This is a genomic window from Siminovitchia acidinfaciens (genome assembly GCF_003605385.1).
GTDB lineage: Bacteria > Bacillota > Bacilli > Bacillales > Bacillaceae_C > Siminovitchia > Siminovitchia acidinfaciens.
Genome location: NZ_QYTV02000003.1, coordinates 545,067 through 568,188 on the forward strand (window position 1 = coordinate 545,067; position 23,122 = coordinate 568,188).

Below are 23,122 nucleotides of genomic sequence, written 5' to 3' on the forward strand. Positions count from 1 at the left end.
AAATTAGGTCCCGAAATACAACAGTCAGCTAGTGGAAATTAAATTTTCTTATCATTCCTACTGATGAAAATACAGAATAAATGTTCGCTTTTTGCTTGGCAATGATATGAAAAGCAGGTATAATATAAATAGATTTTGTAATGGAAATTCCATGGTTTGAAACTATGAATGAATATATTTTTTGAGGAGGAAAATGTGTGAGTGATCGTCAAGCGGCTTTAGATATGGCTTTGAAACAGATAGAAAAACAATTTGGAAAAGGGTCCATCATGAAATTAGGTGAACAGACGGACAGTAAGGTTTCAACCATCCCGAGCGGATCGCTGGCGCTTGATATCGCGCTTGGCGTGGGCGGCTATCCAAGGGGACGGGTCATCGAAATATATGGCCCTGAAAGCTCCGGTAAAACAACTGTTGCTTTGCATGCGATTGCGGAAGCTCAATCGCGTGGGGGAACAGCGGCATTCATCGATGCGGAGCATGCACTCGACCCGGTTTATGCACAAAAATTAGGCGTCAATATTGATGAACTTCTTCTCTCCCAGCCTGATACAGGGGAGCAAGCTTTGGAAATAGCGGAAGCCCTCGTCCGGAGTGGTGCCATAGAGATTCTTGTTATTGACTCTGTCGCTGCTCTAGTACCAAAAGCGGAAATTGAAGGGGAAATGGGAGACGCACACGTTGGTTTGCAGGCGCGACTTATGTCCCAGGCATTAAGAAAGCTTTCTGGAGCGATTAACAAATCAAAAACGATTGCTATCTTCATAAACCAAATCAGGGAGAAGGTAGGGGTCATGTTCGGAAACCCGGAAACCACACCGGGCGGTCGTGCTTTGAAATTCTATTCTTCAGTAAGGCTTGAAGTTCGCCGTGCAGAACAATTGAAGCAAGGGCAGGATATCGTAGGAAACAAGACAAGAATCAAGATTGTCAAAAATAAAGTAGCTCCTCCTTTCAGAGTGGCCGAAGTGGATATCATGTATGGGGAAGGAATTTCACGTGAAGGTGAAATCATCGATATGGGCTCCGAGCTTGATATTGTCCAAAAAAGCGGCTCCTGGTACTCATATAATGATGAGCGTCTCGGACAGGGGCGCGAAAACGCAAAGCTCTTCTTGAAGGAAAATGAAGATCTTCGCAGCGAGATCATGTACAAGATACGTGACTATTATGGATTGGATGAGGAAAGGACAGCCTCGGATGAAGATCAGGAAGAGTTCAGCCTGTTGGATCAATAATATAGAAAAGCGGAGGCCGCCTGTTTATCGGCGACAAGCGCTGCAGCTGGACAATAAAGAAAAGCGCTGACCGCCTCAAAGGCACAATCTGTGGCTTCGGCAGGCTCCAAGCGCGACATCTTGTCGCTTCGCTTGCACTAGTAATGACTGTCCGTCGAAGCCGGATAGTCATTAGACTCTAAGTACCTTCTATACTTTTTTATCCCGATGAGAGGATTGAACAGCAAAACTTTTGTTTTGCTGTTTTCTTTTTAAGAATGCAAGGGTCGGTACTTGACAATAATTCGTCACACCTATAAAATTAAACTGTATATTTTACAATTTTTTCTCGTAAAATTAGAGCTTGGCTCTGGATATTGTAACATGTACCAACCGACAGTTAGAAAATGATACAAGTTTATAGCAAGAGGGGGTGAAAACATGGATCTAACCATACTCATCATCTCCATTTTGCTTGCCCTTATCGTCGGTGTAGTTGTTGCCTATTTCATCTTTAAATCAGTTGCTCAAGCAAAGATAACAGGTGCACATGGTTCCGCGGAACAAATTTTGGAAGAAGCCAAGAGAGAAGCGGAATCTCTGAAGAAAGAAGCCCTGTTGGAAGCGAAGGATGAAAACCACAAACTCCGTATTGAAACTGAACGTGAACTTCGTGAACGAAGAACTGAATTGCAAAGACAGGAAAATCGCTTATTGCAAAAGGAGGAGAACCTCGACAGAAAAGATGACACTCTGTCCAAGCGGGAAGAACAGCTTGAACGGAAAGAGGACTCTCTGAATGGAAGACAACAACATATTGAAGAGATGGAAAGCAAAGTGGATGAAATGATCCGCCAGCAAAAAGCAGAACTGGAACGCATCTCAGGGTTGACACGTGAGGAAGCCAAGACACTCCTTTTATCAAGTGTTGAGAAGGAATTGGCGCACGAAACTGCGCTGATGATTAAAGAGAGTGAAACACGCGCGAAGGAAGAGGCGGACAAGAAAGCGAAAAACATCCTTTCTCTCGCAATCCAGCGTTGTGCTGCCGAGCATGTGGCCGAAACGACAGTCTCAGTTGTCAACTTGCCTAACGATGAAATGAAAGGACGGATTATCGGCCGCGAAGGAAGAAACATCCGAACCCTCGAAACATTGACAGGTATTGACCTCATCATAGATGACACACCAGAAGCTGTAATTTTGTCAGGCTTTGATCCAATCAGACGGGAAACCGCTCGAATTGCACTGGAAAAGCTGGTACAAGACGGACGCATCCACCCAGCCAGAATTGAAGAAATGGTAGAGAAAGCAAGGCGTGAAGTCGATGAGCATATTCGTGAAGTTGGTGAACAGACAACATTTGAAGTTGGTGTTCACGGTCTCCACCCTGACTTGATAAAAATTCTTGGGCGATTGAAATACCGGACAAGCTATGGTCAGAATGTTCTTAAGCATTCAATGGAAGTGGCTCATTTATCCGGATTACTTGCAGCCGAACTCGGGGAAGATGAAGCCTTGGCACGCCGCGCAGGACTCCTTCATGATATTGGAAAGGCAATTGACCATGAAGTCGAAGGAAGCCATGTGGAAATCGGAATTGAACTGGCTACCAAATATAAGGAACATCCAGTTGTTATCAATAGTATTGCCTCTCACCATGGAGACACTGAGCCTACTTCAATCATTTCTGTTCTTGTCGCAGCAGCAGATGCATTATCTGCAGCAAGACCAGGAGCACGGAGTGAAACGCTCGAAAGCTATATTAAACGACTGGAGAAGCTGGAAGAGATTTCGGAGTCATATGACGGAGTCGAAAAATCATTTGCCATTCAGGCGGGTAGAGAAGTCCGAATCATTGTCAAGCCCGAACAGATCAATGACTTGGAAGCACATCGGTTAGCCCGTGATATTCGTAAAAGAATTGAAGATGATCTTGATTACCCTGGACATATCAAAGTTACTGTCATCAGGGAAACAAGAGCAGTTGAATACGCTAAATAAAGCGGTGTGAATGATTCACACCGCTTTTCCTGTGCAAAAAACTACCAGGTTATATAAAATGGTACAATGAATATGATACAATCAGGGAAAATTAGTTTTTAGAAAAGAAGGGGCATGAATGAATATATTATTTGTCGGTGATATTGTCGGTTCTATGGGAAGGGATATGGTCAAAGAATATTTGCCGAAATTAAAATCCCATTATAGACCACAAGTAACCATTGTAAATGGTGAGAACAGCGCCGCAGGAAGAGGAATCACCGAATCAATTTATAAACAATTGCTTGAAACAGGCGCCAATGCAGTTACGCTTGGAAACCATGCGTGGGATAATAAAGGAATCTTTGACTTTATTGATACTGCCAAATATTTGACAAGACCGGCAAATTTTCCGGATGCTCCTGGGACCGGATTGGTCTTTTTAAGAATCAATGATATAGAGGCAGCAGTCATCAATCTTCAGGGCCGGACCTTTATGCCGCCCCTTGACTGTCCGTTCAAAAAAGCGGAAGAGTTGGTAGAGGCCGCCAAGGCCCGCACGAATATCATTTTTGTGGATTTCCATGCAGAAGCCACCAGCGAAAAACAGGCGATGGGATGGTTCCTTGACGGGAAAGTGTCTGCTGTAATTGGCACTCATACTCATGTTCAAACTGCGGATGAAAGAGTATTGCCTGAAGGCACTGCCTATTTGACAGATGTAGGCATGACTGGACCGTATGATGAAATTCTCGGCATGGATAAGAACCCTGTCTTACATCGGTTCCTGACTTCGTTACCTGCTCGTTTTGAGGTTCCGAAATCCGGACGAACGCAACTATCCGCCTGTCTCATTCAAGTGGATAAAGAAACGGGAAGAGCAAAGTCAATTGAACGGATTATGATCAATGACGACAGGCCTTTTTTCAAGGATTAACTCTTCTCAATAAAAATTTCAGTTTGGGACAAACCGGAATAGTTCCTCCAATCCCCGAATATAGTATCAGTGGAAAGGTCTACCGCGGTTGCTTAAATATGCAATCGATATGGGGAAATGACAAGGAGGAACAGGAAATGGAGATATTAAAAGTTTCAGCAAAATCCAATCCAAATTCTGTAGCGGGCGCGTTGGCAGGGGTTCTCCGTGAAAGAGGCGGGGCGGAGATCCAAGCAATAGGAGCCGGGGCTTTGAATCAGGCAGTAAAGGCTGTTGCGATTGCAAGAGGATTTGTCGCCCCCGGCGGTGTAGATTTGATATGTATTCCCGCTTTCACGGACATTCTTATTGACGGAGAAGAACGAACAGCAATCAAGCTGATTGTGGAGCCAAGATAGCGTAAATATAAAAGACCTGTTTCATGAGTACGGGTTTAATATAAGTGGAACACAAACTATGAGTCGAATCCATATGGATTCGGCTTTTTTTTTATGGTTTAGCGTACTATAAAATTTTATGCATGTAGATAACTTGTTAATCGGTATATGCTTCGTCCAGCTCCAGCGCCTTTGTTCTGTAAAAATAATATTTTTGCTTAGTTCAAAAGTGTTTTTTCGTGCGTATAAATAAAGTACAAGTCTTTACTGAGAGTAAAAGGCGGAGGGGGGTGTGCATCTTTGTTTGAAATATATAATGTTGCCATTGTCCCTTTAATCATTGGAATCGTACAGCTTTTAAAAAGATACGGATTCCCGGCAAAATATTCTCCGTTGGCTGCAATTTTCATGGGACTTGCACTTGGAATTTTCTTCGTTACTCCCAATTTGAAGGAAGGTATAATCATCGGGTTGATGTTAGGTCTTTCCGCAAGCGGTCTGTATAGCGGCGGGAAAAATTTAATGGAAAATAATAATAAAAATAAAGATGTTAAGTAGAGCTGAAAAGCTCTATTTTTCAATATAGCTCCATTCAATGAAAAAAATAGATTTTTTCATCAAAGTGCAAATCGGCTAAAATTAATTACTAAAGTGTCTATTTTTTTATACGAATGATATTTTCGAATAATTATCTACAAAAGCAGTCCCCTGTTGTTTTCAAAAATAAAAGGGATTATACTAATAGAATGTATGGGAATAACCTGCATTGCGAATAAATCCATTTTGGCACTCAATAAGGCCAATTTTGTTTTTTAAATAGAAAGGGGATTTGTATGAACGAAAAGCAGCGTTTGGAAAGTAAGCAAGTACAGCAAAGTGCCTCCTCTGATAAGGAAGAGAAGGATTACAGCAAGTATTTCCAAACTGTCTATATGCCTCCTTCCTTGAAAGATGCGAGAAAAAGGGGACGCGAAGAGGTTGAATATCATAAAGACTTCGAGATTCCCGAGGAACTTCTAAGTATGGGAGATGGAAGAAAGTTTTATATCCGTACGTATGGCTGCCAAATGAATGAACATGACACGGAGGTCATGGCGGGTATCTTCATGGGGCTTGGTTATGAATATACGGAATCCGTTGATGATGCAGATGTTATTCTTTTAAACACATGTGCTATCCGTGAAAATGCTGAAAATAAAGTATTTGGCGAACTTGGGCATTTGAAGCCGCTAAAATTGGAAAAGCCCGATTTGTTAATTGGCGTGTGCGGTTGCATGTCTCAAGAGGAGTCTGTCGTCAACCGGATTTTGCAAAAACATCAGTTCGTCGACATGATCTTTGGTACGCATAATATCCACCGCCTGCCGCAAATTTTGAATGAGGCTTATATGTCCAAGGAAATGGTCATCGAGGTTTGGTCCAAAGAAGGGGACATCATCGAGAACCTTCCAAAGGTAAGAATGGGCAATATTAAAGCATGGGTCAACATCATGTATGGATGTGACAAGTTTTGCACGTATTGCATTGTTCCGTATACTCGCGGAAAGGAAAGAAGCCGTCGTCCCGAAGATATCATCCAGGAGGTCCGCCATCTGGCTGCACAGGGCTATAAAGAAATCACTCTTTTAGGCCAGAATGTCAACGCGTACGGAAAAGATCTTGATAATATCCAATATGGCCTTGGAGATTTAATGGATGAGCTCAGAAAGATCGATATTCCTCGGATCAGGTTTACAACAAGCCATCCGCGCGACTTTGACGATCGGCTTATCGAAGTCCTTGCCAAAAAAGGCAATATGGTGGAACATATTCACTTGCCTGTTCAATCGGGATCGAGTGAAATTTTAAAAATTATGGGCCGAGTTTATAATCGCGAACAATATCTGGAGCTAGTACGAAAAATCAAAGCTGCTATTCCTGATGTATCTTTGTCAACGGATATAATTGTCGGTTTCCCAAATGAGACGGATGAGCAATTTGAAGAGACAATGACACTATACGAGGAAGTGGGTTTTGAAATTGCATACACTTTCATCTACTCTCCTCGTGAAGGTACACCCGCAGCGAAAATGAAAGATAATGTATCCATGGAAGTGAAGAAAGAAAGATTGCAGCGACTGAATAAATTGGTGAATGAGCTGTCAGCAAAAGCAATGAAGAAATACGAAGGCCAAGTCGTTGAAGTACTGGTTGAAGGCGAAAGTAAAAATAACCCTGACGTTCTTGCAGGATATACCCGTAAAAACAAATTGGTGAACTTCAAAGGTCCAAAGTCTGCCATCGGTACATTGGTTAATGTGAAAATTGTCGAGGCTAAAACATGGACACTGGACGGGGTAATGGTGGAAGAACTAGAAGCGGCTGAGGTGAATTAAGATGGCAAAATATACAAAAGAAGATATTGTTGCTCGTGCACATGAATTGGCAAAAATGATTGCCAATACAGATGAAGTGGATTTCTTTAAACGTGCAGAGGCGCAAATTAACGAAAATCAAAAAGTCAGAGAAATGATTGCAAGTATCAAAAGCTTACAGAAACAAGCGGTCAATTTTCAGCATTACGAAAAAGACCGTGCGTTGAAGCTTGTTGAAGAGAAACTGGAAAATCTGGAGAAAGAACTAGATGAAATACCGATTGTCCAGGAGTTCAAACAATCACAAACGGATGTCAACGACTTGCTACAAATGGTAGCAAGCGCCATTTCCAATAAAGTCACAGATGAAATCCTTATTTCAACAGGAGGAGATCTCTTGTCAGGTGAGACTGGATCCAAGATTAAAAATAGCTCATCAAGCTGCTCCTGATTAATCTGTTTTATATTAAGGAGCATTCAGAGAAATCCGAGCCTTCGCCCATTTTGGGGTGAAGGTTTATTTTTTTCTTAAATTGCTCCGTGTACATTTTAAGAAGAGAAAGGTCTGGAAATATTGAATGCCAGGAAGGTAAACCCTCGAAAACCTCCTAGAAAAACGAAAGTTTCACTCAAGCATTAAGTTAATTGCACAACATTTTCCAAGTGTTTTTTGGAATACCTTCTATATATTCGAAACTTCCCTTCGTTTGCTGTTAAATCGCGAGAGCACTTAATCGTGAATATCGTTTGCTCTGTAGGTGAAGCGGTGGGATACCTGCCCGCACAGTAGATAAAGCTCCCTATTTCCTTTCACATGCCTATCATGTCTTTCTCTGCACGGACAAACACCCAATCATGACTAATACCATATTCTATTGTGAGCAGCCAGGCTTTCGATGTGTCTTTTTTATGTGGAAAAATTAAGAATGGACCGGCGGAAAGAATCTGAATTGCGACTCTGGATAACTGCCTAAATATAGGCGGTCAAGGGGATTCAAATTAAGCACAGGAGTCCAGACGAATGCATACGATGAAGTGAAAATGAATGAGGAGGTTACGCTCGAATGGCAGAATATAGAGAAATTATAACAAAAGCGGTCGTTGCGAAAGGGCGGAAATTTACACAGTCCAATCATACGATCAACCCGCCACAACATCCTTCGAGCATTCTGGGCTGTTGGATTATCAACCATAAATACGAAGCGCGGAAAGTAGGCAAGAATGTCGAAGTCTGCGGCTCTTTTGAGATTAATGTTTGGTATTCCCATCACGATAATACGAAGACATCCGTGGTGACCGAAAAAGTTGATTATAAAGATGTAATCAAACTTAAGTACCGTGACCCTGATTGTCTGGATGATAAGATTGTCTCTGCCAAAGTAATCCAGCAGCCAAATTGTGTCGAAGCTGTCATATCAAAGAAAGGCAACAGAATACTCGTCAATGTGGAAAGGGAATTCCTTGTAGAGGTCATTGGTGAAACAAAAGTTTGTGTCGCCATACATCATGGTAAATGCTCTTGCGATGACGATGATTGGGAAGATGAGTTGGATGATAAAGAATTCGAGGAAATTGATCCGGACTTTCTTGTGGCACACGAAGAGGAATAAACATGGCACCGGGAGCGCTCCCGGTTTTTTCTTTGGTAAAAGAGAGAATAAATCTGACTATATAAATTGAACTAAAGGTTGTGCATACTTAGAAGCCACCGTTTATTTCCGTTACAGGCGGACGCATTCCGCGGGCGGGGTTTGTCTAGCTGTAACGCCTAGCCCCTAGAGGTCACAAGCGATCGCTTTTGAAGGCACAGAACGCCTTCTTCAGCGCTCGTCTTGTGCTTGTCGGGGCCTGAGCAAGGCGTTTCCGCTTTTCCAAGAGCCTACTCGTCCGCTTGGCCTCCTGCGGGGTCTCAAGGCCCGCGCTCTCCCGCTGGAGTCGCCGCCTTCCACTGCAATCAACGAACCGTTTTTTCATCGTTGTCCATTACATAATGCACCAGGCCTATACTTGCTGAAAAAAATATTTCAACCCATAGGTAAACATTCAGAAAATATGTGTTATGTCTACTCCGACGGACAGGAAGTCCTAGTGCCTTCGATGGCGCAGGCCGTGGCGTTTTAATTCGGCTAGGCGCCATCGGCTCAAGGTCACAAGTCTCGCGGAAGTTTATTCGGGAAGAAAGTGCTCATGCGGCGTAGAATATTCGAAAGAGCTTTGGCTCATCATAGCAAATTTTCATGAGGCCTATTCTAATAAGCATCCCATGATGTAATCAAAGTCGGTTGCTTTATTATACTATGGTGGCTGAAAAAAACTCCCTTATTTTTAAAATGTACTTTTTGTTTCTCGCCTAAGGGTGCGCGGCTTGCGTTTTTCGTAATTGGTAACGCCTGATTTATCAATGATATGTTATAATCAGTCTTAGCGTAGGAATGGAAAGGAAACGGGTATAAATGGTTCAGCAGCATACACCAATGATACAACAATATTTAAAAATAAAGGCAGAGTACCAGGATGCCTTTTTATTTTTTCGCTTGGGAGACTTTTATGAGCTTTTCTTTGAAGATGCCGTAAAGGCTTCTCAGGAACTTGAAATCACATTGACAAGCAGAGACGGCGGAACGAGAGAGAGAATACCCATGTGCGGTGTTCCGCATCACTCCGCCTCTGGATATATTGAAAACCTGATACAAAAAGGCTATAAAGTGGCGATATGCGAACAGACTGAAGATCCTAAACATGCAAAGGGTGTAGTAAAACGCGAAGTCGTCCAGCTGATTACCCCCGGAACGGTAATGGACGGCAAAGGGATATCGGCGAAAGAAAATAATTATATTGCGGCAATAGCCAATTTCTCCGGACAAACGTTCGGTGTTGCTTATACGGACCTTTCAACAGGGGAGAACAGGGTGACAGTGCTTGATGGTTCAGAAGATCTATTATTGGATGAACTGGCAACAATAGGTGCAAAAGAAGTGGTGGCATGCCCCAATGAAGATGAAGACCTTCTAAGAAAAATCAAAGAGAGATGCCAAGCGGTCATATCATATGAAGAGAGCTCACACACTCAGGATGAATTTCAACCAATCCTGCAGAAGCTGAATACAGCGGAGCTGCAGGAATCTGCACAGCGGCTGCTGCACTACCTTAAAAAGACTCAAAAGCGAAGCCTTGATCATTTGCAGCCATTTGCAATCTATGAAAACAACCAGCATATGAAAATAGATTTTTATTCAAAAAGGAACTTGGAAATAACTGAGCCCATCCGAGGAAAAGACAAAAAAGGAACATTGCTCTGGCTATTGGATGAGACATCTACCGCCATGGGAGGTCGGCTGTTGAGACAATGGATCGACAGGCCGCTGATTAGTAAAAACATGATTGAAAAAAGACTATTGCTCGTAGAACTTTTTATAGAGCATTATTTTGAGAGGCTTGATCTTCAGGAGCTTTTAAAAAGTGTCTATGACCTGGAACGGCTGGCAGGAAGGGTTGCCTTCGGAAATGCAAATGCACGTGACTTCATCCAATTAAAAAAATCGCTCATGCAAATTCCGGCGATTCGCAGCTTGATAGAAGGAATGGAAAATGAAGAAACCGATAAACTTGCTCAAGCTCTTGATCCATGTGAGGAGCTGACAGATTTGCTGGAAAGGGCGGTGGCAGAAAATCCGCCAATATCCGTCAAAGAAGGCGGCATAATCAAAGACGATTACCACACGGAATTGGATCAATACCGCGATGCGAGCCGCAACGGAAAGAGCTGGATTGCAGCTCTGGAAAAGGAAGAGCGGGAAAAGACCGGAATCAGATCGCTTAAGGTAGGCTATAATCGTGTTTTCGGATATTACATAGAAGTGACGCGGGCAAATGTAAAGCTCCTTGAAGAAGGGCGATATGAAAGAAAACAGACATTAACGAATGCCGAGCGGTTCATCACTCCTGAGTTAAAGGAGAAAGAAGCGCTGATTTTGCAGGCAGACGAAAGGTCCATCGAACTTGAGTATGATTTATTTCTTGATTTGCGGAATCAAGTGAAGGAATTCATACCGAGACTCCAACAAACAGCAAAAATCATCAGCGAGATCGATATATACCAAAGCTTTGCAACCGTCAGTGAAACGCGCTACTACGTGAAGCCTGAACTCCATTTTAATCGAGAACTCACGCTTGAAAACGGACGGCATCCTGTCGTTGAAAAGGTGATGGGTTCGCAGGAATATGTTCCGAATGACTGCATGATGGATGAAGAAAAGGAAATGTTGCTCATTACGGGACCCAACATGTCCGGTAAAAGCACATATATGAGACAGATAGCCCTTACGGCGGTCATGGCGCAAATCGGGTGTTTTGTACCAGCATCAAAAGCAAAGCTGCCTATCTTTGATCAAATTTTTACAAGAATTGGTGCGGCAGACGACCTGATTTCGGGTCAGAGCACTTTCATGGTGGAAATGCTTGAGGCCAAAAATGCCATTACCCATGCCACCAAAAACAGTTTGATATTGTTCGATGAAATAGGCCGCGGAACATCCACATATGACGGCATGGCACTCGCACAGGCAATCATTGAACATATCCATGACCAAATCGGCGCCAAAACGTTGTTTTCAACACATTATCATGAATTGACAGAATTGGATAAGCAGCTTTTCCACTTGAATAATGTTCATGTCAGTGCAGTGGAGCAGCAAGGCAAACTTGTCTTTCTTCACAAAGTGAAGGATGGCCCGGCCGATAAGAGCTACGGAATCCATGTTGCTGAACTTGCTGACCTTCCGCAGTCCCTGATTCAACGAGCGGAAGAAATATTGGGAGAGCTGGAACAGGCCAATGGCAAGCAAAAGCCGTCAGTTTCGGTAAAAGCGGCCGCGAAGGAGTCTGCGGTAATAAGCAGGTCCAATGAGCAATTGGCGTTCTTCTCCGAACCGAAGGAATCAGCCGTTGATAAACATGAAAAGAAAGTATTAAAAGAAATAGAGGATTTAAACTTGCTTGAAATGAACCCTCTTCAAGCATTAAACGTACTGTTCTCATTGCAGAAAAAATTAAGGAATTAAATAGGACGGAGGAGGAGTAATTAATGCGTGAAATCATAGAGCTGGATGATATGCTGTCAAATAAAATAGCTGCAGGTGAAGTGGTCGAACGCCCTGCCTCCGTTGTAAAAGAGCTGGTGGAAAATGCTGTTGATGCAGGCAGTACAATTGTTGAAATTAATATCAAAGAAGCGGGGCTCGGTGAAATCCGCATTATCGACAATGGAAAAGGGATTGGCGAAGAGGACATCCTGTCTGCCTTTAAAAGGCATGCCACAAGTAAAATCAAAGATGAACATGATTTATTCAGAATCAGGACTCTGGGTTTTCGCGGCGAAGCCCTCCCGAGCATCGCTTCTGTCTCCCGCCTTACAATGGTCACAGCAAAGGAAGGGAAAGACGGAACAAAAGTCGTACTGGAAGGAGGAAAGATAGTTTCACACGAAAAAGCTCCGGCACGCAAAGGGACAGATATCACGGTGTCTGATCTATTCTTCAATACTCCCGCACGGCTAAAGTATGTAAAAACTCTTCATACAGAAATTGGTCATATTACAGATGTGGTCAACCGTTTGGCCCTGGCCCATCCAGATGTATCCATCCGCTTGAGCCATGACGGGCGTATTCTGCTTCATACGAATGGCAGTGGGGATATCCGGCAGGTCTTGGCAGCCATTTACGGAAAAAATGTGGCTAGAGACATGATTGAAATTAGCGGAAAATCGCTGGACTTCTCGGTTTCAGGCTTTATAGCGAGGCCAGAAGTTACACGGGCATCGCGGAGCTATCTATCTACCATGATCAACGGCCGCTTTATTAAAAACTACTCGCTGGTAAAAGCCGTGCTTGAGGGGTACCATACACTTCTCCCAATCGGCCGATTTCCAATCGCCCTTTTATCTGTGGATATGGATCCGATACTAGTAGACGTGAATGTCCATCCGGCAAAATTGGAAGTCAGGTTGAGCAAAGAGCAGGAGCTAAAGGAATTCATTACAGAAACCATTAAACAGGCGTTTAAAAAGGAGCAACTCATCCCTTCAGGCGTTATCCCTGCACCGAAAAAAAAGAATGTGAGTTTCCAGCCTGAATTCAGACTGGAACCGGCCGAAGAAAAAATGCACCCGAAAACCGAATGGAGGAGGCAGCCTGCCGCTCCCTTTAATAAGAAAGAAAAGTTGCTGCCAGCCAAAGAAATGAAAAGACTGTATGATCCTGTAGAGTATGAACCGTCAGCTCCCCATGTCTCAAAAACTAATGAATTAAACGTTCAGTCATTTGACAGAGAGGAAGCAGTGCAAAACGTTCAAGTGGAGGTTCAACCGGAAGCAGGTCAGGAAACAGAACGTTTTCCGGCTCTCTATCCAATTGGGCAGATGCATGGTACTTATATTTTTGCACAGAATGAACTTGGCTTGTACATGATTGACCAGCATGCTGCCCAAGAACGGATCAAATATGAGTATTTCCGGGAAAAGGTCGGCAAAGTGGAAAATGATTTGCAACAGCTTCTTGTGCCGCTGACTTTGGAATTCTCAGTGGATGAATATGTAAAAATCAAAGAGCATACAAATGAACTGGAGGATGTCGGCATCTTTTTGGAAGAGTTTGGAATGAACAGCTTTATCGTCAGGTCACATCCAACGTGGTTCCCAAAAGGGCAGGAGCAAATGATCATCGAAGGGATGATCGAGCAACTGCTCTCCATGAATAAAATCGATATAAAAAAACTTCGTGAAGAAGCGGCAATCATGATGAGCTGCAAGGCTGCGATCAAGGCGAACCGTTATTTGCGTTCTGATGAAATCCAAGCTTTATTAGATGAATTGAGAAGGACTGAAGATCCATTTACTTGCCCGCACGGCAGGCCGATTATAGTTCACTTTTCAATAACGGATATGGAAAAAATGTTTAAGCGGATCATGTAAAAAGTTACGACGTATAAACCTTTATTTATAAGGGTTTTACGTCGTTTTTTTTAGTGAATGACCACATATTGACCACTTTCATTGCTTGGAGTGTGAATGGCTTAGCGCTTTTGTAAAATTTTCTGCTGAACTATCCTGTAAATTAGGGGTAACGTGACTATACTTATTTAAGGTAATGCTAACGTTTGAATGACCTAATCTCTCCGATACCACTTTTGGATTTTCTCCAATTTCTAACATGATTGTTGCATGGGTGTGTCTTAGATCATGAAAGCGAATCCTTTTAACTCCGGCAAGTTTCACATCATATAAAAATTGCTTGTGTATAGTATTAGGATTAAGCGGTTCTCCGCCGAACGAGGAAATAATAAAGTGTTCATCATTTAGCTTCATGCCTACTTTTAAAAGCTGCTCTTGCTTTTTTAGTTTGTATGACTGTAATTCATCAATAATCTCATCGGTGATAGATATATTCCTATTCCCACTACTCGTCTTAGGACTTTGTAAAACGAGCCCTTGACCAGAAACATAATAAAGTAAGTGTGTGACATATATTCTTTTTTTGTTAAAATCGATATTACTCCACTTTAACCCCAAAAGTTCTCCACGCCTCATTCCGGTATGATTAATAATGACTTTAGGATTTGATTGTGCCACAAAATTAACTGCTGCATCTGCCAAAAGGTTAAAGGACACTGGATTCAATTATGCGGCTCGTTATTTGGGGAATTCATGGAAAACCTTTAATACTGCTGAAGCAAAAGCTGTTCAAGGCGCCGGATTAAAATTAATCAGTATCTTTCAAAAGTCGGCCAACTATTCGGGGTATTTTACGGAATCTCAAGGCGTATCGGACGGAAAAGAAGCCGAAAGATACGCTAGAGCTGTAGGTCAGCCGGAAGGCTCTGCCATTTATTTTGCGGTGGACTTTGCTGCCCAACCTATCCATATGCGGGGTATCTTGAATTATATTACTGGGGTTAAAAAGACACTCAAAGGATATAAAGTAGGACTGTATGGATCATACGCTGTCATGCAAGCTGTTAAAGGCAGGTTGATTACTACTGGCAAACCTACGCATGGTCCGGCGGTAAAGTTGCAGACTTCATCCATATGCACCAGTTTCATAATGACATTGTTGTGGCCGGTGTGGCTATTGATCGTAATAGTATTAAAAAGAGCCCAGGGCATTGGGGTAGTGTACAAACTCAAATAAAGCCTGTTGTCAGACCAGTCGCAAACCCATCGCCTAAGCCAGCTGCTGGTACAGGTGGCATATATACTGTCAAAAAAGATGATGTCTTGAGCAAAATTGCAGCCAGATACAAAACAACTGTAGCCGAACTGGTCCGTATCAACGGGATTAAAAACCCCAATTTTATATATCCAGGGCAAAAAATCAAATTGTCAGGTTCATCAGCTCCCGCAAAATCACCTAATCAAAAACCTGTTTACCACACCGTCAACCGCGGTGACGTGGTAAGCAGGCTTGCTATTAAGTATGGCAGCACACAGGCACAGATTAAAGCCTGGAATAATCTCAAGGACATCAATAAAATTTATGTTGGCCAGAGGTTAAGGGTTAAATAAATACAAACATCATATAATATAATTACTCCATGTTTTTGCACCATGAAAAAGGCCCGGCGCGGACCGGGCTTAGTTTTTCTTGTATTAGCGAACTATGACTGCTTGGGAATCTTCTGTAAAAATATTCTCTCATAGATTTTGTAAAGGACAATAAAGTTATTAAAATCTCCGGGTTTCTCCACAATCGCGCCCATTTGTTTAATAAATCGAATCTTTATTAGTCCAAATATAATTAACAAATGTTAACTTCTGCCCATTCATTTCAAATACTTTATCACTGGTTTCTGCACGCTCAAATCCGTTTTTCTCTAAAACTTTTTGAGATGCTATATTATCGGTTGTTGTTTTGGCCTTAACTTGTTTTACATCTAGCTCTATTACAGTTTCTAATAATAATTTCAATGCTCTTGTAGCAACACCTTTTCCAGTATGTTGTTGTCCTACTCTATAGCCTAGATGACCGATTTTATGAGATTCATCAATATCAACTAAATTGATTCTTCCAAGAATAGAACCATTTTCATCTTTAATTAAATATAAATATGAAATCCCTTTAGCTTGTTCTCCGAGTAAGGTTTCATGCCTTACTTTAAAAAACTCTGGCTTATAATAGTCATCTCCCCGAGTAGGTACCATTTCCTCGAAAAAGGTTCTGTTTTCAAGTTCAAACTTATACAACTCTTTCGCATCTGTGCTATATAACTTCTCAATTAATATATCCATGTATAATATCCACCAATCAAGTTTTATGATTTATTAAAGCTCCTCTTCCATAGCTAACCTGCATCTTTAGTCGATAAGTTTACTTGTTAACCAACCTTACTGTTTTCTTTAAGATTGGATGCTGATCAAATCACAGAATCGCGCCCTTTGCAGAGTATGCTTTAACACTAAGATCATGACAAGCCGCGGCAAACGGAACATTTACGTTGGCCGGGAGACAGGTGCAGTGATAAAATAATTAATTAAAGGCCCGTGATTTAACGGGCTCTTTTCATATCTTGAATTCTAACCTTAACAAGATCATTGAATATAGCGGTGAAAGAAACTTCGTATGTAGGTCTGCCCCTTTCATTAATAATTAGCATAGCAGATGTTAATGTTTTAGAGGGATCACCTTTCCTTAATACTTTAACCCCATCTACTTTTTTAAAATGCCTCTTTAAAACATCCATTCCGGTATCAAAGTAATTCGATTTTATATCTGCTATATAATCAATTATACCCTCTGATACGTTTTCCTTTACTTTCTTAATCAAGATACTTCCCCTCCAATTTCACTGGATATTATCATTGAATAGATATTAGTGGTCCAAATATTTACAAAGCTACTTAAAAAGTTGAGGGGTTAATAAGAAACGTAGAAAAGTCCCTATGATAATAGTAGGGACTTTTCATATATCGAAAGGGGTTTTTTACAGGGCCATACATCATGACCTCAGCTTTATTTTATCCAATTTTTGTAAAATAAACAATGTGTCTAAGGACATAAAAAAATCCCCTTGGATTGATTGTTTAGGGACTAAATCCAAGGGTTTCACAATAGGTATACAATTATTCTGACATTAATATTATAACTCACATTATTCTAAAAACAAGCTGAGGGATTAAACAAAATAAATTGGACGATAATGAAAGTGTCCCCTCGTTGTTTAATATTTGCGCACACCAAAAAGCCCGGCGCTGACCGGGCTTATGGTTACTGGAAATACATTTTATCGGTGACTTTACTTTAATTCTGCGTACTAATCCACAATCGCGCCCGAATGTGGAAGTATCTTGTTTAAGATAAGCCATCATTATTAGTTATTAGTTTATACAAGGGGCTTTTTAATTCCCTGTATCACTAAATTGCTTAATCCGTTTACTAATTTCATCACGCACACGCTGAAATTCAGACCACTCTTTTCCGGCCGGATCATCAAATCCCCAGTGTTCACGTTTAACATTTGGTGGTGTGATGGGGCATTTATCAGCAGCATCTCCACATAATGTAACCACCAAATCTGCATTATTTAAAATTTCAGGATCAATAATATCTGATGTTTGACTCGAAATATCAACACCAGCTTCCCGCATTGCCTTTACAGCATTCGGGTTTAATCCATGTGCTTCTATCCCAGCACTATATACGTTCCACTCTTCACCTAAATATTTCTTTGCCCAACCCTCCGCCATTTGGCTTCTGCAAGAATTTCCGGTACATAAGAAGTAGATTGTTTTTTTAGACATGATGTAATTCTCCTTTTAGTAAAGTAATAAGGCTATATATAAACCCAGTAACGTGATACATAAAATGGGAACCGTCAATACAATCCCTGTTTTAAAATAGGTTCCCCATGAAATTTTAACTCCTTTTTGCGACAAAACATGGAGCCATACTAGGGTTGCTAATGATCCGATTGGGGTAATTTTCGGGCCTAAATCCGAACCTATGACATTGGCATAAATAAGAGCTTCCCGGGTTGTGCCGGAAGTGTGGGTTTCAGCAATTGCCAAGGCATCGACCATGACCGTGGGCATATTATTCATCAATGATGATAAGAAAGCCGCAATATATCCCATGCCAATCGTTGCCACAAATAAACCTTGTTCGGCGGTTGCCTGAATGAAGCGTGCTAACGAATGGGTTAGCCATGCATTTCCCAGGCCGTAGACCACTACATACATTCCAATCGAGAAAAACACGACATTCCATGGTGCTCCTTTTATAACGGATTTCGTATTTACCGCATGACTCTTTCTCGCCATGAATAAAAAGAAAATCGCTATTATTCCAGCAACAATCGAAACTGGAAGATGAATAAACTCACTAACAAAGTAACCAATCAAGAGTACCCCAAGAACATACCAGGAAAGATGAAACATTTTTGGATCCCTAATAGCCTCGACTGGCTTCTTTAATTTAGACAAATCGTATGTTTTCGGGATGCTTTTCCTAAAATAAATCAATAATACCGTGATAGTTGCAATCAATGAAAACAGATTGGGAATAATCATTCTTGAAGCATATTCCACGAAACCAATATCAAAGAAATCAGCAGACACAATGTTCACTAAGTTACTGACCACAAAAGGCAATGAAGTAGTATCTGCAATAAATCCACTCGCCATAATAAACGGGAATATCATGGCTTCTTTAAAATTTAAATTACGAACCATCGAAAGAACAATAGGTGTCAAAATAAGGGCAGCCCCGTCATTGGCAAATAACGCGGCCACAATGGCTCCCAAAATACTGACATAGACGAACATTTTGATTCCGTTTCCTTTAGCCGCCCTTGCCATATGTAAAGCAGCCCATTCAAATAATCCAATTTCATCTAATATTAAAGAGATAAGGATAATGGCTACAAAAGATAACGTCGCATTCCACGTAATGTCTATGACCTCTAAAACATCACTGAATCCGACGACGCCAACTAGAAGAGCAAAGAGTGCTCCACCACAGGCGGACCACCCGATGTTCAACCCCTTAGGCTGCCAAATAACTAAGATGAGTGTTGCCAAAAAAATTAATGATGCCAATATTGCTGTTGTCACTGTCTAACCTCCATTATTTTAAAAAAGAAAATCACCTCTTAGCAGCAAGCTGAAGCTTCAATTTTGTGGACCTCACTGTCTGTTTTTGTATAAAAGAATTCCCACTCATTTCCGTCTGGATCCGTTACCCAAAATTTATCTTGTACCGCATAGCAGCAGGTTGTATTCATTTCATCACGGGCAAAGAATCCTTCTTTTTCTAACCGTTCCTTATGAGCTGTAATTTCTTCTGCTGTTTCTACTTGGAATCCAAAATGATTTACCTGATTTCCACTCACTTCATTTCGTACATTGAGCGTGAAATTAAGTCCAGGGCTCTCCAATAAGAATTTCGCATAATCAGCTTTCACCTTCACAGGGGATACACCAAATACCTTTTGGTAAAACTCAATGGATTTCTCTAAATTTGTCACATTAATTCCCACGTGAACGAATTTCATTCTGATTCCTCCTTAATTTTCAATAAATCAAAAAAAGTTGATGTATGACACAAAAAAATTAGCAGCAGCTTCCTTTTCCTGTTTTTCTAAAAATACAGCACAATTCTTCTGATAATAATTTGTTTACTTCCGTATCGTTTAAATCGTAATAACTCCAAGTACCTTTTGTTTCTTTAACAACTAATCCTGCATCCAATAAAATCTTTAAGTGATAGGAAAGTTTCGATTGGGTCATTTCAAATACCTCTGTTAGATCACATACACATGTTTTTCCTCTTTGACAAAGCTCATACATGATTTCCAAACGCTTCTGATCAGCTAAAGCTTTAAACTTTTTTTCATATTCTTGAAACTGTCCTGTGATTACAGTCATTCTCATTTACCCCTTCATCAAATTTTTTTGATGTTTAAAGTATATACAAAATAATTATATATATGCAATAGGTAAATCAATTTTCTTTGATTTATAGTGGAACAAAGAATGCCAGGATCATTCAACATACTAATATTTATGATGAAATCCAAGTATATAAAGACGTTAAAAGGCGCAAAATGGCTTTTCCCGAGCCGCCAAGGTGGATAGGCAGCCATACAATGAGAAAAACATTCGGTTATTGGTTTTATAAGCAAACAAAAGACATTGCCAAGCTCCAAGAAATATTGAATCACTCAAAACCAGAAATCACAAAACGATACATCGGCATCACCGCTGAGGAAATCGAGGATAGTTTAAATAATTTTGTCTTATAAGTCAGGGAATTGCGGATTTATCACGATTTATACACGTTGTCCTATACCAATTGATTGCATGTTTCATAACATTAAATAGAACCTTTAAGGAGGTGGCTATTATGAGCGGTGGACATAGACATCACGGAATGAACTTTGCTTTGATTGTTGTTCTATTTATTCTGCTGATCATCGTTGGTACTGCTTTCGTTTACTAAGATTCAAAAGGAGCATCAAGTGATGCTCCTTTTGAGTTTAAAGCCATGAGACATGGACAGGATGGAGGCAGAAGAGAGTTTTTGACTCTCTATTATTAGATATGAAAAAATTATAAAGAAGTTTGGACAATCGTTAACAAGGATTAAAAAAAGGCGTTATTTTAAAGTAAATAACTACTATGAAATACAAGCCTATATAAAGACCTTGCAAGACACAGAATGGCTTTTCCCGAGCCGTCTAATTGAATATTAGAATTTTTTCAGAATACATACCCGTGAATAGGTTTTTATTAGAAATTAACCATTGATTAATCTTTACAATATCAAAAAATCGGGGGTGAATAGTACTGCCAACAACAAAGATCCTCAGATGGATTTGCTTTTTTTATCAACATATATTATAATGCGTAAATCTATTTACTTGTATTAAGAAAGGAGGCAAAAAGCCATGGGAACTGTTTTCAGAAGAATTGCAACTGAAGTAAAGTCATATTTACATCTAGGTGATTTAATTTCAATGGGACCAGTCTGTCCTTTTTTAAGCAAACTTCATATAGAGACCAGCTACCGGAAGCTTTTTGTCTTTTTATTTTAGAATGTGTAGAAAACCCTTGAATTGGTTGTGCATTTTGATTAAATACTAAGCAAAAACTAGCCGCAGATTTTATATGGCGTCTTTTTGCATTTTACAGGTAAAGAATTGAGATGAATATGTGTATACAGCCTCTTGTTGGATGAAATTCATGAAAAAGTGAGGTTCACGTAAGGGACCACCAAATACCGAAAAAACCAGTTGTAATAATTCGTGTGATCCCAATAAAAAAGTTTAAGAAAGGGTGAGACATTTGTTAAAAAAACTTAGGCAATATAGGAACGTTTCAGTGTTCCAACCGCTTCTAATTTAGAAAAATAATTAGAAGCGAGGAATATTAATATGAAAAAACAAAAATTCTTTAATAAATCATTTCTATTTTTATTTATAAGTAACTTTTTAGTTTTTATAGGGTTTGAAATGTTGATCCCTATTTTACCAGCTTATTTGTTAAGCATGAATGCATCTTCCATTCAGGTTGGTCTTATGACAACATTATTTACACTAGGTGCTGTTCTAATCAGACCTTTTATAGGGTACTATTTAATTGATAACCAACGGAAAAGCCTTGCCATTATTGCAAGTGCAGCTTTAATGTTTATTACTATGCTGTATCCTTTTCTAAATATTATTTGGCTTTTACTATTGTTACGACTTTTCCATGGCGCAGCGTGGGGAGTATCAACCACAGCCAATAGTACGATTGTAGTGGATTTAATTCCTAAGACACGGTTAGGAGAAGGTATAGGGTATTTTTCTATTTCAACAACGGTCGGAGCTATCATTGCGCCGAGTATAGGTATCCTTATATATGACGCTTTTTCCTTCAATATTTTAATCTGGTCATCAGTAGCACTCAGTCTATTGGCAGTAATTGCGCTTCAATTTGTATCTTCACCTACTCCTGTTAAACATGAGAAGCAACTATTTCAATTTTTTGAAGCGATTTTTGAAAAAGACGCATGGTTCCCAGCATTACTGACGGTTATCACAACACTTGGTTTTGGAGCGATTATTACTTTTTTAGTACTTTTTGGAAAACAAAAGGGATTGGATCATATTTTTCTATTCTTCCTTATAAATGCGACTGTCTCAACTTTACTACGTCCGTTTACAGGAAAATGGTATGACAAAAAAGGACCTTGGTCTATCATCGTTGTGTCAGCATTGCTAGGATTTTTGTCACTTGTAGTGCTGTCTTATACGACAAATAATCTTTATCTTATTATTGCAGCGATTTTATTTGGTGCAGGATATGGAACTGTTATGCCATGTTTACAAACATGGACGGTTCAAAAGGTAAGTCAAGAAAAAAGTGGCGCAGCCAACGCGACCTTTCTTTCCAGTTTTGACGTTGGTGTTGGAGTTAGCGCATTTGTATTAGGGATTCTAGCTGAATGGATTAGTTTAGAGATAATCTTCCGGGTTGTTAGTCTAAGTTTTATTTTTGTTGCTGTTTTAGTCTATAAGGATTTTTTGAATGAAAAGAAAAGGTATAAAAATATATAAAATCGATATAAAAACAAATCCACTTCTATGTTAATAGAGGTGGACTTTTTTGTTGATATTTGATTTGCATACAAAATTTTCGAAATGTTGGCGGTATCCATTATAGGAATAAGGATTTTTAATAGTAGTATGTGAATTATCGTACTTAAAGTATCGGGGGCTTTAGCAAAATAACTGCTGAAATATTTTGCAGCTTTCATGGTTTTCAATATTCCACAATCGGGCGCGATTGTGGAGAAACCCGGAGAATTAAAGTAAGATCACCGATAAAATGTATATCTAGTAACAATAAGCCCGGTCAGCGCCGGGCCTTCTCATGGTGTAGATCTTAGAGGTAGATTTAGTATCTACAAATCGTGATTATTTAATCGTTAGATATCTTTGTAATAAGATAAACCCCTTTGACTATCACCTGCAGGGATTTCTCCTTGTACAAATTAGCTACCTACCAATCACAATCTTCATGCTCATGTCTGCGCCGGCGTTCTCTACATCTGCACTCAAATTCACGCCTGCGCTCTCTTTCGCGCTCTTCACGCACTTCGCGGCATTCACAAATCAACCGCCTTCTCCGTCTTTCTCTTTCTCCACCTACAAAATCATCTTCAAATTCAAAGCCCATACTTCGCACCTCCTGAACATCCGTATTAAGCCGGCCGACTCTTT

The 23,122-nt window shown here is 40.5% G+C and carries 23 protein-coding genes and 1 pseudogene; 16 read left to right on the forward strand and 8 right to left on the reverse strand.

From position 1 onward, the window contains the following. Positions 1 to 197: 197 nt before the first annotated feature. The 10 genes from recA to mutL all read left to right on the forward strand — a co-directional run bounded on the left by recA (position 198) and on the right by mutL (position 13,835). On the forward strand, positions 198 to 1,238 hold the full coding sequence (recA, locus tag D4T97_RS09935; protein ID WP_126050170.1) for a recombinase RecA: 1,041 nt from the start codon (positions 198 to 200) through the stop codon (positions 1,236 to 1,238). 420 nt (positions 1,239 to 1,658) lie between these two features. Then, entirely contained in the window at positions 1,659 to 3,221 is a 1,563-nt protein-coding gene (gene rny, locus D4T97_RS09940; RefSeq protein WP_126050172.1) for a ribonuclease Y, read from the forward strand. A 118-nt stretch (positions 3,222 to 3,339) separates the two neighbouring features. Further along, positions 3,340 to 4,137 carry a TIGR00282 family metallophosphoesterase gene (locus tag D4T97_RS09945; protein WP_126050174.1) on the forward strand — a complete coding sequence of 266 codons (798 nt, stop codon included), beginning with the start codon at positions 3,340 to 3,342 and terminating at the stop codon, positions 4,135 to 4,137. 137 nt (positions 4,138 to 4,274) lie between these two features. Next, entirely contained in the window at positions 4,275 to 4,535 is a 261-nt protein-coding gene (gene spoVS / locus D4T97_RS09950) for a stage V sporulation protein SpoVS (RefSeq protein WP_018705045.1), read from the forward strand. A 279-nt stretch (positions 4,536 to 4,814) separates the two neighbouring features. After that, positions 4,815 to 5,072 carry a hypothetical protein gene (locus tag D4T97_RS09955; protein WP_126050176.1) on the forward strand — a complete coding sequence of 86 codons (258 nt, stop codon included), beginning with the start codon at positions 4,815 to 4,817 and terminating at the stop codon, positions 5,070 to 5,072. A 275-nt stretch (positions 5,073 to 5,347) separates the two neighbouring features. After that, a complete protein-coding gene (miaB, locus tag D4T97_RS09960) occupies positions 5,348 to 6,889 on the forward strand; it encodes a tRNA (N6-isopentenyl adenosine(37)-C2)-methylthiotransferase MiaB (protein ID WP_126050178.1) in 1,542 nt (513 codons plus the stop codon). 1 nt (position 6,890) lies between these two features. Then, positions 6,891 to 7,319 carry a RicAFT regulatory complex protein RicA family protein gene (locus tag D4T97_RS09965; RefSeq protein WP_126050180.1) on the forward strand — a complete coding sequence of 143 codons (429 nt, stop codon included), beginning with the start codon at positions 6,891 to 6,893 and terminating at the stop codon, positions 7,317 to 7,319. A gap of 613 nt (positions 7,320 to 7,932) precedes the next feature. Beyond that, the gene (locus D4T97_RS09970; RefSeq protein ID WP_126050182.1) at positions 7,933 to 8,478 is read left to right on the forward strand and encodes an outer spore coat protein CotE; all 546 of its coding nucleotides are present in this window, start codon (positions 7,933 to 7,935) and stop codon (positions 8,476 to 8,478) included. Between the two features lie 864 nt (positions 8,479 to 9,342). Continuing rightward, positions 9,343 to 11,928, forward strand: coding sequence for a DNA mismatch repair protein MutS (gene mutS / locus D4T97_RS09975; protein WP_235872202.1), 2,586 nt, complete (start codon positions 9,343 to 9,345; stop codon positions 11,926 to 11,928). A 23-nt stretch (positions 11,929 to 11,951) separates the two neighbouring features. Then, positions 11,952 to 13,835, forward strand: coding sequence for a DNA mismatch repair endonuclease MutL (gene mutL, locus D4T97_RS09980; RefSeq protein WP_126050186.1), 1,884 nt, complete (start codon positions 11,952 to 11,954; stop codon positions 13,833 to 13,835). A 78-nt stretch (positions 13,836 to 13,913) separates the two neighbouring features. Here the strand turns inward: mutL and D4T97_RS09985 are convergent, their stop codons facing one another. Beyond that, positions 13,914 to 14,531 (reverse strand): site-specific integrase, encoded by a 618-nt coding sequence (locus D4T97_RS09985; protein ID WP_235872218.1) that lies wholly within the window; start codon positions 14,529 to 14,531, stop codon positions 13,914 to 13,916. 25 nt (positions 14,532 to 14,556) lie between these two features. Here D4T97_RS09985 and D4T97_RS09990 point away from each other — a divergent pair, with 25 nt between their 5' ends. Together D4T97_RS09990 and D4T97_RS21075 are read left to right on the forward strand one after the other, a co-directional pair. Continuing rightward, a complete protein-coding gene (locus tag D4T97_RS09990; protein WP_164525523.1) occupies positions 14,557 to 15,051 on the forward strand; it encodes a DUF1906 domain-containing protein in 495 nt (164 codons plus the stop codon). An 86-nt stretch (positions 15,052 to 15,137) separates the two neighbouring features. After that, positions 15,138 to 15,425 carry a LysM peptidoglycan-binding domain-containing protein gene (locus D4T97_RS21075; protein ID WP_235872204.1) on the forward strand — a complete coding sequence of 96 codons (288 nt, stop codon included), beginning with the start codon at positions 15,138 to 15,140 and terminating at the stop codon, positions 15,423 to 15,425. A gap of 198 nt (positions 15,426 to 15,623) precedes the next feature. Here the strand turns inward: D4T97_RS21075 and D4T97_RS10000 are convergent, their stop codons facing one another. The 6 genes from D4T97_RS10000 to arsR all read right to left on the reverse strand — a co-directional run bounded on the left by D4T97_RS10000 (position 15,624) and on the right by arsR (position 19,781). Beyond that, positions 15,624 to 16,148, reverse strand: a complete 525-nt coding sequence (locus D4T97_RS10000) for a GNAT family N-acetyltransferase (RefSeq protein WP_126050194.1) — start codon at positions 16,146 to 16,148, stop codon at positions 15,624 to 15,626. A gap of 257 nt (positions 16,149 to 16,405) precedes the next feature. Next, positions 16,406 to 16,684 carry a hypothetical protein gene (locus D4T97_RS10005; RefSeq protein ID WP_126050196.1) on the reverse strand — a complete coding sequence of 93 codons (279 nt, stop codon included), beginning with the start codon at positions 16,682 to 16,684 and terminating at the stop codon, positions 16,406 to 16,408. Between the two features lie 571 nt (positions 16,685 to 17,255). Beyond that, positions 17,256 to 17,657 carry an arsenate reductase (thioredoxin) gene (gene arsC / locus D4T97_RS10010; RefSeq protein WP_126050198.1) on the reverse strand — a complete coding sequence of 134 codons (402 nt, stop codon included), beginning with the start codon at positions 17,655 to 17,657 and terminating at the stop codon, positions 17,256 to 17,258. A 15-nt stretch (positions 17,658 to 17,672) separates the two neighbouring features. Continuing rightward, positions 17,673 to 18,968: an arsenic transporter gene (locus tag D4T97_RS10015; RefSeq protein WP_126050200.1), complete on the reverse strand. Its 1,296-nt coding sequence runs from the start codon at positions 18,966 to 18,968 to the stop codon at positions 17,673 to 17,675. Positions 18,969 to 19,006: 38 nt separating this feature from the next. Further along, positions 19,007 to 19,408, reverse strand: a complete 402-nt coding sequence (locus tag D4T97_RS10020; protein WP_126050202.1) for an ArsI/CadI family heavy metal resistance metalloenzyme — start codon at positions 19,406 to 19,408, stop codon at positions 19,007 to 19,009. Between the two features lie 58 nt (positions 19,409 to 19,466). After that, positions 19,467 to 19,781, reverse strand: coding sequence for an arsenical resistance operon transcriptional regulator ArsR (arsR, locus tag D4T97_RS10025; protein ID WP_164525524.1), 315 nt, complete (start codon positions 19,779 to 19,781; stop codon positions 19,467 to 19,469). A gap of 206 nt (positions 19,782 to 19,987) precedes the next feature. Between arsR and D4T97_RS10030 the strand changes: the two are divergent. The 4 genes and pseudogenes from D4T97_RS10030 to D4T97_RS10040 form a co-directional block, all read left to right on the forward strand. Continuing rightward, a pseudogene (locus tag D4T97_RS10030) lies at positions 19,988 to 20,158 on the forward strand (tyrosine-type recombinase/integrase); the annotation flags it as partial. Positions 20,159 to 20,259: 101 nt separating this feature from the next. Then, positions 20,260 to 20,355 carry a YjcZ family sporulation protein gene (locus D4T97_RS10035; protein ID WP_126050204.1) on the forward strand — a complete coding sequence of 32 codons (96 nt, stop codon included), beginning with the start codon at positions 20,260 to 20,262 and terminating at the stop codon, positions 20,353 to 20,355. Between the two features lie 448 nt (positions 20,356 to 20,803). After that, on the forward strand, positions 20,804 to 20,950 hold the full coding sequence (locus tag D4T97_RS20480; protein ID WP_164525525.1) for a hypothetical protein: 147 nt from the start codon (positions 20,804 to 20,806) through the stop codon (positions 20,948 to 20,950). Positions 20,951 to 21,289: 339 nt separating this feature from the next. Beyond that, a complete protein-coding gene (locus tag D4T97_RS10040) occupies positions 21,290 to 22,456 on the forward strand; it encodes an MFS transporter (RefSeq protein ID WP_126050206.1) in 1,167 nt (388 codons plus the stop codon). Between the two features lie 445 nt (positions 22,457 to 22,901). Here the strand turns inward: D4T97_RS10040 and D4T97_RS20485 are convergent. Beyond that, positions 22,902 to 23,122: hypothetical protein (locus D4T97_RS20485; RefSeq protein ID WP_206435551.1), on the reverse strand; the 221-nt coding region annotated here is incomplete at its 5' end.